The sequence below is a fragment of the Kiloniellales bacterium genome, assembly GCA_030064845.1.
In the GTDB taxonomy this organism is placed as follows: domain Bacteria; phylum Pseudomonadota; class Alphaproteobacteria; order Kiloniellales; family JAKSDN01; genus JASJEC01.
Genome location: JASJEC010000020.1, coordinates 65001 through 75369 on the forward strand (window position 1 = coordinate 65001; position 10369 = coordinate 75369).

The window sequence follows — 10369 nt, forward strand, 5'->3', positions numbered from 1 at the left end:
TCGCCCCGTCAGTCGCGCAGCAGGTCGTTGATCGAGGTCTTGGCCCGGGTCCGCTCGTCGACCCGCTTGACGATGACCGCGCAGTAGAGGTTCGGGCCGGGGCTGCCGTCGGGCAGCGCCTTGCCAGGCAGGCTGCCGGGCACCACGACGGAGTAGGCCGGCACGCGGCCCATGAAGGTCTCGCCGCTCTCGCGGTCGACGATCTTGGTCGAGGCGCCGATGTAGACCCCCATGGAGAGCACCGAGCCCTGCTCGACGATGACCCCCTCCGCGACCTCGGAGCGGGCGCCGACAAAGCAGTCGTCCTCGATGATCACCGGCTCGGCCTGCAGCGGCTCGAGCACGCCGCCGATGCCGGCGCCGCCCGAGATGTGGCAATTCTTCCCGATCTGGGCGCAGGAGCCGACTGTGGCCCAAGTGTCGACCATGGTGCCGGAATCGACGTAGGCGCCCAGGTTGACGAAGCTCGGCATCAGGACCACGCCCGGCGCGATGAAGGCCGAGCGCCGCACGACGCAGTTCGGCACGGCGCGGAAGCCGGCCTCGCGAAAGCGCGCCTGGTCCCAACCGGCGAACTTGGACGGCACCTTGTCGAACCAGGGCGCGGCGCCCCACTCGGCCTCGCCGGGGCCGCCCTCGATCGGCCGCATGTCGAACAGCCGGAACGACAGCAGGACCGACATCTTGAGCCACTGGTGCACGTGCCAAGCGCCGTCGATCTTCTCCGCGACCCGGAACTCGCCGCGGTCCAGGCCGTCGAGCGCCGTGAGCACGGCCTCGCGGACCTCGCCGCCGGTGCCGGGGGAGACCGCGTCGCGCTTCTCCCAGGCCGTTTCGATGACCTCTTTGAGGGATTGGGAACTCATTGGGCCGCTTCCTGTCTTCCACTTCGAGCCGCGCGAAGATGCGTGGCCGCCGCGGCCCTGTCAACGCATAGTCAGGGCGCCGAGCCAGGCCGCCAGGTCGTCGGTCACGTGGTCGATGAAGTCCTCCGGCGCCTCGACCGCCGGCGCTGCCGTGACCAGCACGGTGGTCATGCCGAGCGCCGCGGCGGGCGCCAGGTTGCGCGCCAGGTCCTCGACGAAGACGGCGGACCGCGGCGCGATGCCGTGGCGCTCGACCAGGGCCGACATCGGCTCAGCCCGCGGCTTGGGCCGGTAGTCCGCCGCCGCGATATCGAAGATCTCGGCGAAGTGTCCGGCAATCCCGAGCCGCGCCAGCACCCGCTCCGCGTGGCGGGTCGAGCCGTTGGTGTAGATCAGTTTCCGGCCGGGCAGGGCCGCGAGCGCGGCGTCCAGTTCGGGCGACGGCGACAGCACGCCGAGATCGATCTCATGGACGAAGGCGAGGTACTCGGCCGGGTCCAGCCCGTGGTGGAGCATCAGCCCGGCGAGCGACGAGCCGTGGGCCTCGAAGTAGCGCCGCTGCAGAGCCCGCGCCGCGCCGGGATCGAGCGCCAGGTAGTCCTGAATGAAGCTGTTGATCCGAGCGTCGACCTGCACGAAGAGCTGGCAGGCCGCCGGGTAGAGGGTGTTGTCCAGGTCGAAGATCCAGTCGCGGACCTCGGCCGGGTCGAGCGCGGGGCCGCGCCCGGCGACCGCGGCGCCTTGGGGGTCGACGGCCGTCATTTAAGCCGCCTTAAGGGAGTCCCGAATAATCTAAACAATCTAGTCGAAATGCCAGGAAATCGCTGTCCAGAGCCCAGATGACCGAAGGCGGCACCAGCCCGGCGCTCGAGCGCCAACCCCGCCCCGCAACCGCCGGCGCGGACCCTCGGGAGGCTGCCGGCCCCGTGGTGGTGCTTGACCAGCGGGGCGCCCTGCGGGGGTCCAGCGGCCCGGCCGCGGTCCTGACGCGGCTCTGGTCCTCCGGCCGCTCGCCCAGGCTTGCGGCGGCCGTGGCCTCGGCCCTGGGCGGCCAGATCGCTCACGTCGCGCCCCTGGATCCGGGCAAGGAGCTGGGCGAGGGGGCGGGCGCGCAGGTGCTGGATCTCATCGTCGTTCCCTGGGCGGACGGTGGCGTCGCCATTATCGGGCGGGACATCTCGCTGGAGCGGAGCCTGCGCGACGCCCTGGTCGATTCGCGGCAACGCTACAAGGATCTGGTCGAAGCCTCCAGCGATTTCGCCTGGGAGACCGGCCCCGACGGCCGCTTCACCTTCGTCACGCCGCGCGGGGCGCTGGGCTACCCGGCCGCGGTCCTGGTCGGCCGGGACCCCCGGGGTCTGGTCATGGACGTCGGCGCCCAGGGCCATGCGCCCTTCCTGTGCCGGGCGCCGCTCTCCGGAGTCGAGGTCTGGGTCCGGGATGCCGGGTCGAAGGCCGTATGCCTGCTCGCCAACGCGATCCCCCTGGTCGGTCCCGACGGCCGCTGGTGCGGCGCCCGCGGGACCTGCCGCGACATCACCGAGCAGCGGCTGCGCGAGGCCGAGCTGGCCCGGGCGGCGCAGCGCCAGAGCCTCTTGGCCTATCTGCTGCGGATGACGCGGGAGCAGGCCGAGCCGGCCCGCATGCTGGCGGCGGTCGCGCGGGCGCTGCTCCCGGCCCTTTCGGCCGCCGGCGCCGAGATCCAGTGCCGTACCGAGGCCGGCACCCTGCTGTCGATGGCCCAGGCCGGCGCGGCGCCGCCGGGCGAGGGCTTCCAGCCGCTGATCGCGCGGCTCGGCGAGACCGGGGACGGGCTGAACGAGACCGTCGAGGGCGACCGGCTCCTGGTCTTCGCCACGGCCTACGGCGGCCGGCGCAACGGTCTGCTCTGCCTGTGGCGGCGCGGCGGCGAGGCGGAATGGGGCGACGACGGCGACGTGCTGCTCGAGGAGGTGCTGGCCCAGGTCGGCGTGGCCAACCGCCAGCTGCAGCGCGAGGACCGGCTGGAGCGGCTCTCGACCACCGACCCCCTGACCGGGCTGCAGAACCGGCGCGGCTTCGTCGCCAACCTGGCGCGGCTGCTGGAGCGCCGGCCCGACGACGACCACCCGCTCTCGGCGCTGTTCTATATCGACCTGGACAACTTCAAGCAGATCAACGACTCCCTCGGCCACCAGGCGGGCGACCGGGCGCTCGAACGGATCGCCGGGCTGCTGCGCCAGCAGATCCGCGCCGGCGACCTGGCCGCGCGCCTCGGCGGCGACGAGTTCGCCCTCTTCTTCCCCGCCATGTCCGAGGACGCGGCGCGCGGCAAGGGAACAGCCCTGCTCGAGGCCTCTCAAGAGCTCGCGGCGCTCTCCGCCGACCGCCGCTTTCCCCTGGGCCTGTCCGTCGGCATCGCCATGGCCGACGCGCGGCGCCCGGAGACCGCCGAGGCGCTGATCGAGCGGGCCGACGCCGCCATGTACGCGATCAAGCACGACGGCAAGGGAGGGGTGACCTTCGCTCGGCCGCCCTCGGGCGCGCCATGACCCGAGCGAAGGACACGGCGCCGCTCAGCTACGACGAGACCAAGCGCCTGATCCGCGACGCCGACGCGCGGGTCCGGGCCGCGGCGGCCGCGCGGCCCGACCTGCGGCCCGAGGCGCTCTACTACCTCGCCGAGGACCCCTCGCCCGAGGTGCGGCGCCGGATCGCGGCGAACGAGCGCACGCCGGCCCAGGCAGCGCGCCTCCTGGCCGAGGACCGGGACGAGGCGGTGCGCCGCGACCTCGCCGCAAAGGTGGCGCGCCTGACGCGGCACCTCTCCGAACCGGACCAGCGCGCGGTCCACCAGGTGGTGATCGAGACCCTCGAGCTGCTGGCCCGAGATCAGGCGACCAAGGTGCGCCAGATCCTGTCCGAGACCCTGCGCGACGTCGCCGACGCGCCCTACGCGGTGATCCAGCGCCTGGCCCGGGATACGGAGGCCGTGGTCGCCTGCCCGGTGCTGGAGTTCTCGCCGCTGCTGACCGACCAGGATCTGCTGGAGATCATCGCCGAGAGCCGCGCCTCGGCACCCCTCTGCGCCATCTCGCGGCGCCACGCCCTGGCGCCGGCGGTCTCCGACGCCCTGGTCGCGGTCGACGACCGGGACGCCGTCGTCAGCCTGCTCGCCAACGACAGCGCGCAGATCCGCGAGGAGACCCTCGACGGGCTGGTCGAGCGCTCACGCGAGGTCACGGCCTGGCAGGCGCCGCTGGCCCACCGCCCCCGCCTGCCGGGCGGCGCGGTGGTCAAGCTGGCGGGCTTTGTCGCCAACCACCTGCTCGACGCGCTGCAGGCGCGGCGCGACCTCGACGCCGCGACCGCGTCGCGGGTCGCCGAAGCGGTGCACCGGCGGCTGGCCGAGGCACCGCCGGCCGACGCGGCCGAGCCGGTGAGCGCGGCGGCGCTGCTGGCCGCCGGCCGGCTCGACGAGGACTGCCTGCGCGAGGCCCTGGCCCAGGGCGACCGGGTGCTGGTCCGGGAATCCCTGGCGCTCCTGGGCGGCGCGGACCGCGCCGCGGTCGACGGCATCCTGCGCGCCCGCAGCGCCAAGGGCGTGACCGCCCTGGCCTGGAAGGCCGGGCTCTCCATGCGCTTCGCGACCCAGCTCCAGCTTCAGCTCGGCGGCATTCCGCCCAACGAGCTGCTGCACGCGCGCGGCGGGGTCGACTTTCCCCTCACGCCCGACGAGATGACCTGGCAGCTGGAGTTCTTTGGAGTCGCCTGAAGCGGCCCCCTTTCTCTGTCATGGCCGGACTTGATCCAGCCATCCAGGGCCACCGCCCATCACATGCAGGCTATTCTGGATGCCCGGATCAAGTCCGGGCATGACAGTGGGGGGATGAGTTGCAGGCACTGCCGCAGCATCGTGCCGGGGAAGAATAACAAAAAAGGCTTCACCACAGAGACACAGAGTACACAGAGGAAAAACCAAAGGTTCTTTTTGGCGCGCTTCGCGCGCAACCAATTCCCTTTTTGGTTCTCTGTGCTCTCTGTGTTCTCTGTGGTGAGAAGGTTGGTTGAATGCCACGCCACAGGCACGGTATCGGCCCCAACTGAACCCGCGCTTCTCTGCCATAGCCGGACGTGATCCGGCCATCCAGGGCTACCGTCGGTCGGGTGCGGGGTAGGCTGAATGTCCGCCTAGCGGATCAGCGTGCCGATGCCGCGCTCGGTGAAGATTTCAAGGAGCAGGGTGTGGGCGACTCGGCCGTCGAGGATGACCGCCGCGTCGACGCCCTTCTCGATCGCCCCGATGCAGGTCTCCAGCTTGGGGATCATGCCGCCGGAGATCGTGCCGTCGGCCATCAGCGCGCGGACGTCCTCGGTGCTCAAGTCGGTCAGCAGGTTGCCCTCCTGGTCGAGCACGCCGGGCACGTCGGTCAGCAGCAGCAGGCGGGCCGCGCCGACCGCGCCGGCGACCGCGCCGGCCACGGTATCGGCGTTGATGTTGTAGGTCTCGCCGTTGGCGCCGACGCCGATCGGCGCGATCACCGGGATCATGCCGGCCTGCTGCAGCGAGCCGAGAATTTGCGGGTTGATCTGCTGGGGCTCGCCGACGAAGCCTAGGTCCAGGATGCTCTCGATGTTGGAGTCGGGGTCGCGCCGCGTGCGGCGCAGCTTGCTCGCCTGGATCAGGGCGCCGTCCTTGCCCGACAGGCCGATCGCCGTCCCGCCGGCATCGTTGATCACGCTGACGATGTGCTTGTTGATCGAGCCGGACAGCACCATCTCGACGACCTCGACGGTGTCGCTGTCGGTGACGCGCAGGCCGTCGACGAACTCGCTTGTGACCTTCAGGCGCTCGAGCATCTTGCCGATCTGCGGTCCGCCGCCGTGCACCACGACGGGGTGGATCCCGACCTGCTTCAGCAGCACGATGTCGCGCGCGAAGATGTCCGACAGGCTGCGGTCGCCCATGGCGTGCCCGCCGTACTTGATGACGAAGGTCTTGCCCGAGTAGCGCCGCATGTAGGGCAGCGCCTCGGTGATGGTCTGGGCGGTCCTCAGCCAGTGCTTGGTCTCGCCGATGTTTCTCGTCGTCATCGCGGCACTCTATCCTGCGGGGTCGGGCTCCGCCAGGGCGGCCAGCGCCGCCCGGAGCTCGGCGATCCCGCCGCTGGTCTGGGCGCTGGTCGGCAGGATCTGGGGGTGCGCGGCGACGTGGGTCGCCAGCTCGCGCGCCAGCGCGTCGAGCGTGGCGGCCAGCGCCTGGGGCCTGACCTTGTCGGCCTTGGTCAGAACGACCTGATAGGACACCGCGGCCTCGTCCAGGTCGTTCATGACCTCGCGGTCGCCCGCCTTGAGGCCGTGCCGGGCGTCGATCAGCAGGCAGACCCGGCGCAGCGCGGCCCGTCCCTTCAGGTAGGCTCGGGTCAGGCCGGTCCAGGCCTTGACCTCGGACTTGGCCGCCTTGGCGTAGCCGTAGCCAGGCAGGTCGACCAGGATCAGCCGGCCGCCGAGGTCGAAGAAGTTGAGCTGGCGGGTGCGCCCCGGCGTCTGAGAGGTTCGGGCCAGGGTGCGCTGGCCGGTCAGCGCGTTGACCAGGCTCGACTTGCCGACGTTCGACCGGCCGGCGAAGGCGATCTCCGGCAGGCCGGTCTCGGGCAGCTGCGCGCGCCCGCCGACCGAGAGCATGAAAGTGCAGGCCTGGGCGAAGAGCTTGCGGCCCTCTTCCAGAGTCGCCGCGTCGAACGGCAGCTCGTCCGGCAGCAGCTCGTCCTGTGGCGGCTCGCCGGTCATGGCAGGCGGTTCCCCGTCAGGTGGTATTCCCGCTGCCGCGTCCGATCGGGACCCCGGCCCGCCTCATGATGACGTACTGCTGCAGGATCGAGAGCAGGTTGTTCCAGGTCCAGTAGATCACCAGGCCCGCGGCGAACTGGGCCAGAAGGAAGGTGAAGAGGATCGGCATCAGCTGGAAGATGCGCGCCTGCATGGGGTCCGGCGGCTGCGGGTTGAGCAATTGCTGGCAGTACATCGAGATGCCCATGAGGATCGGCCAGACGCCGATGTTCAGGATGTTCAGGAGGCCCAGTTCCGGCGCGCCCCAGGGCAGCAGGCCGAAGAGGTTGAGGATGGTGGTCGGATCCGGGGCGGAGAGGTCCTGAATCCAGCCGAAGAAGGGCGCGTGGCGCATCTCGATCGAGACGAAGAGCACCTTGTAGAGCGCAAAGAACACGGGGATCTGGACCAGGATGGGCAGGCAGCCCGACAGGGGATTGGCGCCTTCCCGCTTGTAGAGCGCCATCATCTCCTGGTTCAGGCGCTGCTTGTCGTCGCCGAAGCGCTCGCGCAGCTTGACCAGCTCCGGGTGCAACTTGCGCATCTTGGCCATCGAGCGATAGGACTTGTTGGCCAAGGGGAAGAAGACGATCTTGATGATCACCGTCACGATCAAGATCGCAATGCCGAGGTTGCCGGTCAGCTGGCCGAAATAGCTCAGCATGTAGAAGAAGGGCTTGGTCAGGAAGTAGAACCAGCCGAAGTCGACCGACAGGTCGAAGCGGTCGACCGGCAGCGTGTCGCGGTAGTTGTCCAGCCGCTCGACCACCTTGGCGCCGGCGAAGAGGCGGCTGGTCTTCTCCAGCGTTCCCCCGGGCGGAACCGTCGCCCCTTCGTAGAGGAAGTCGGTCTGGTACTTGCCGGGCTGGCTCTGGCCGCTATAGACGAAGCGCGTGTTGACCCGCTCTTCCTGGTCGGGAATGGCCACGACCTGCCAGTACTTGTCGGTGATCCCGATCCAGCCGCCCGTGGTCTCCTGCTGGATCACGCGCTCTTCCTCGACGTCCTCGTAGTCGAGCTCCTCCAGGATCCCGTCGAACACCCCGATCAGGCCCTCGTGGAGGATGTAGAAGCCGAGGACGTCGGGATGGCCGGTGCGCGAGACCAGGCCGTAGGGCGACAGCGCGGCCGGCGCTTCGCTCTGGTTGATCACCCTCTGGGTGACCGTGAACATGTAGTCCTGGTCGATCTCGATAACCTTCTCGAAACGGATGCCCTGCTCGTTGGTCCACTTCAGGGTGACCGGCTTGTCGACCGTCAGGGTGTCCCGGTCCGCGCGCCACAGGGTTTTCGAGTCGGGCAAGTCCAGGGCCCGGTCGCCCGACGACCAGCCGAAGCTCGCGAAGTAGGGCCGATCCGTTCCGATCGGCGACAGGAGATCGATGTTGGCGCTCGCCGGGTCGACCGTCTCCCGGTAGCGTTTAAGCGTCAGGTCGTCGAGGCGGCCGCCGACCAGCGAGAGCGAGCCCCGGAGCGCTTCGGTCTCGATGGCGACGCGTGGCCCAGCCGAGAGCGCGTCCGCGCGGCTCAGCCCGGCGCCGAGCTCGGCGCCGGCCGCGGGCGCCGCGCCGGGCACCGAAGGAATCTCGCTGACGTCACCCTGGGGAACCACGTTCGGGTCGGTCCCCGGCACGGCCTGCTGGGCCTGCTGGGCCTGCTGCTGCTCGAGGAGCTGCTGGCGTTGGGGGCCCTGAAACAGGACCTCGAAGGCGATCAGGATCGACAGAGACAGAACGACCGCGAGGATGAGGTTGCGATTGTCGATCACTCGAGGCGCTCTCCTAGAGCCGGTCCGGGTTGACTGGAATCACCGGCCGCCCCGGCGCCGCGCACCGCGGCCGGATCGGGCACCGGGTCATAGCCCTCGCCGCCCCAGGGATGGCAGCGCGCAATACGGCTGATCGTCAGCCAGCCGCCGCGCAGCGGGCCGTGGCGGTCGAGGGCCTCGATGGCGTAGCTCGAGCAGCTCGGATAGTAGCGGCAGCTCGGCGGCAGGCAGGGCGAAATGGTCCATTGGTAGGTGCGGATCAGGCCCTTCATCGCGAGGCTCAGGAGCTTCATGCGCGTTCCCCGGCGCCGGTCCCGCCGGCTCGGGCGCGCGCGCGCTTGCCGGCGACCCGTTCCACGTTGACCAGCGCCGATTTGAGGTCTCGGGTCAGTTCCATATAGGGGCGCGACGGCGTTTCGGCACGGGCGATCATGACGTAGTCGCGTCCCGGCTTTCCGGCGCTCGGCAGAATTTCCCGCGCCAGCGCCCGTAGGCGTCGGCGGGCCCGGTTGCGGGCCACGGCGTTGCCGACCTTGCGGCTGGCGGTCAGGCCGAAGCCGATGACGTCCTCGCCGGCTTCCGCCGGCGCCGCAGGGCGGCGCCCGGCCTGCAGGACCAGCCCGGGCGTGACCCACTTCAGCCCGGCGCGCGCGACTCGCAGGAACTCGGGACGCGTCCGGAGGTGCCGGAGGGTCGAAGTCATCGCGCTGGCCCCCGTGTTTCGCGGATCAATGGGGTCGTCGGTCGGGCTCGGGCCGGTCGGTCCGGATAGAGGCTTGCCGGCGCAGAAAGGGGGCGCGGTCGCGCGCCCCTGGAAGGGAAAGCTAGGCCGAGAGGCGCTTCCGCCCCTTCGCACGGCGGCGGGCCAGGACCTTGCGGCCGCCCACGGTCGACATGCGGGCCCGGAAACCGTGCCGCCGCTTACGGACCAGCACACTGGGTTGATAGGTGCGCTTCACGACCTGAACTCCTCGAAATCTCGCTGTTACCGCTGTTTTGACGGGGCTGTATAAGCGCGCCTCCCCGCTCTGTCAACGACGGGTGGGGCGCCAGCCGGGGCCTTCCGGGCGGGCCCGGCTGCCGGACGAATTGACGCGCCGCGCCGACACACCTAGTCCTATCACCTCTGGCCGGCCGGCTGAGTGGGGAGGGATCATGGCGGACGTCATCAAGGCCGATATCTGCGTCATCGGCGCCGGCTCGGCCGGGCTGTCGATCGCGGCCGGCGCGTCCCAGATGGGCGCCCGCAGCGTGCTGATCGAGAAGGGCAGGATGGGCGGGGACTGCCTGAACTACGGCTGCGTACCCTCCAAGGCCCTGCTGGTCGCCGGGCGCGCCGCCCAGGCGCACCACCGGGCGGCCAGTCTCGGCGTCCTATTCCAGCCGCCCGAGATCGACTTCCAGGCGGTCCACGACCACGTGCACGACGTCATCGCCGGCATCGCGCCGGTGGACTCGGTCGAGCGCTTCGAGGGGCTCGGCGTCACCGTGCTGAAGGGCGAGGCGCGCTTCACCGGCCGCCAGTCGGTCGAGGCCGCGGGCACCCGCGTGGAGGCGCGGCGCTTCGTCATCGCCACCGGTTCCGAGCCCCTGGTGCCGCCGATCCCGGGTCTGGCGGAAACGCCCTACCTGACCAACGAGACGGTGTTCGACCTCGCCGAGCGCCCCGAGCACCTGATCGTGGTCGGCGGCGGCCCGATCGGCTGCGAGCTGGGCCAGGCCTTCCGCCACCTGGGCGCGCAGGTCAGCCTGGTGGAAATGGCCGGCCTGATGCCGAAGGACGACCCCGAGCTGGTCGAGGTGCTGCGCCACCGGCTGCTCGCCGAGGGACTGCAGGTCTTCGAGGGCGCGAAGGTGACCGCGGTCCAGGCGACCGGCGCGGGGGTGCGCGCGACCCTGGACCAGGACGGCGTCGAGCGGACGATCG

Annotated in this window: 11 protein-coding genes; 3 read left to right on the forward strand and 8 right to left on the reverse strand. The window is 70.6% G+C overall.

What is annotated here, in order from left to right; all coding sequences use genetic code 11:
• Positions 1-8: 8 nt before the first annotated feature.
• Both dapD and QNJ67_10090 read right to left on the reverse strand, forming a co-directional pair.
• Complete coding sequence (gene dapD / locus QNJ67_10085; GenBank protein ID MDJ0609313.1) at positions 9-866, reverse strand: 2,3,4,5-tetrahydropyridine-2,6-dicarboxylate N-succinyltransferase; 858 nt, start codon at positions 864-866, stop codon at positions 9-11.
• Between the two features lie 60 nt (positions 867-926).
• The gene (locus QNJ67_10090) at positions 927-1628 is read right to left on the reverse strand and encodes a pyrimidine 5'-nucleotidase (GenBank protein MDJ0609314.1); all 702 of its coding nucleotides are present in this window, start codon (positions 1626-1628) and stop codon (positions 927-929) included.
• Positions 1629-1705: 77 nt separating this feature from the next.
• Here QNJ67_10090 and QNJ67_10095 point away from each other — a divergent pair, with 77 nt between their 5' ends.
• Together QNJ67_10095 and QNJ67_10100 are read left to right on the forward strand one after the other, a co-directional pair.
• A complete protein-coding gene (locus QNJ67_10095) occupies positions 1706-3397 on the forward strand; it encodes a diguanylate cyclase (protein ID MDJ0609315.1) in 1692 nt (563 codons plus the stop codon).
• The gene (locus tag QNJ67_10100) at positions 3394-4620 is read left to right on the forward strand and encodes a DUF2336 domain-containing protein (GenBank protein ID MDJ0609316.1); all 1227 of its coding nucleotides are present in this window, start codon (positions 3394-3396) and stop codon (positions 4618-4620) included. Before QNJ67_10095 ends, QNJ67_10100 begins: the two co-directional genes overlap by 4 nt.
• Positions 4621-5036: 416 nt before the next feature.
• Here the strand turns inward: QNJ67_10100 and argB are convergent, their stop codons facing one another.
• From argB to rpmH, 6 genes are all read right to left on the reverse strand, one after another.
• The gene (gene argB / locus QNJ67_10105) at positions 5037-5939 is read right to left on the reverse strand and encodes an acetylglutamate kinase (protein MDJ0609317.1); all 903 of its coding nucleotides are present in this window, start codon (positions 5937-5939) and stop codon (positions 5037-5039) included.
• A gap of 9 nt (positions 5940-5948) precedes the next feature.
• Positions 5949-6635: a ribosome biogenesis GTP-binding protein YihA/YsxC gene (yihA, locus tag QNJ67_10110; protein MDJ0609318.1), complete on the reverse strand. Its 687-nt coding sequence runs from the start codon at positions 6633-6635 to the stop codon at positions 5949-5951.
• A gap of 16 nt (positions 6636-6651) precedes the next feature.
• Positions 6652-8442, reverse strand: coding sequence for a membrane protein insertase YidC (gene yidC / locus QNJ67_10115; protein ID MDJ0609319.1), 1791 nt, complete (start codon positions 8440-8442; stop codon positions 6652-6654).
• Positions 8439-8735 carry a membrane protein insertion efficiency factor YidD gene (gene yidD, locus QNJ67_10120; GenBank protein MDJ0609320.1) on the reverse strand — a complete coding sequence of 99 codons (297 nt, stop codon included), beginning with the start codon at positions 8733-8735 and terminating at the stop codon, positions 8439-8441. Before yidD ends, yidC begins: the two co-directional genes overlap by 4 nt.
• Positions 8732-9145, reverse strand: coding sequence for a ribonuclease P protein component (gene rnpA, locus QNJ67_10125; protein ID MDJ0609321.1), 414 nt, complete (start codon positions 9143-9145; stop codon positions 8732-8734). The genes yidD and rnpA overlap by 4 nt, the downstream gene beginning before the upstream one ends.
• Before the next feature lie 121 nt (positions 9146-9266).
• Positions 9267-9401: a 50S ribosomal protein L34 gene (gene rpmH / locus QNJ67_10130; GenBank protein ID MDJ0609322.1), complete on the reverse strand. Its 135-nt coding sequence runs from the start codon at positions 9399-9401 to the stop codon at positions 9267-9269.
• A gap of 196 nt (positions 9402-9597) precedes the next feature.
• Between rpmH and QNJ67_10135 the strand changes: the two genes are divergently transcribed.
• Positions 9598-10369, forward strand: a 772-nt coding sequence (locus QNJ67_10135) for an FAD-dependent oxidoreductase (protein MDJ0609323.1), incomplete at its 3' end; no start/stop codon positions are given.

Excerpts from the sequence above, each read along its gene's own strand:
- argB (MDJ0609317.1), bottom strand. The coding sequence starts at position 5,939 with ATGACGACGAGAAACATCGGCGAGACCAAGCACTGGCTGAGGACCGCC.
- rnpA (MDJ0609321.1), bottom strand. The coding sequence starts at position 9,145 with ATGACTTCGACCCTCCGGCACCTCCGGACGCGTCCCGAGTTCCTGCGA.
- QNJ67_10090 (MDJ0609314.1), bottom strand. The coding sequence starts at position 1,628 with ATGACGGCCGTCGACCCCCAAGGCGCCGCGGTCGCCGGGCGCGGCCCC.
- QNJ67_10095 (MDJ0609315.1), top strand. The coding sequence starts at position 1,706 with ATGACCGAAGGCGGCACCAGCCCGGCGCTCGAGCGCCAACCCCGCCCC.
- QNJ67_10100 (MDJ0609316.1), top strand. The coding sequence starts at position 3,394 with ATGACCCGAGCGAAGGACACGGCGCCGCTCAGCTACGACGAGACCAAG.
- yidD (MDJ0609320.1), bottom strand. The coding sequence starts at position 8,735 with ATGAAGCTCCTGAGCCTCGCGATGAAGGGCCTGATCCGCACCTACCAA.
- yihA (MDJ0609318.1), bottom strand. The coding sequence starts at position 6,635 with ATGACCGGCGAGCCGCCACAGGACGAGCTGCTGCCGGACGAGCTGCCG.
- dapD (MDJ0609313.1), bottom strand. The coding sequence starts at position 866 with ATGAGTTCCCAATCCCTCAAAGAGGTCATCGAAACGGCCTGGGAGAAG.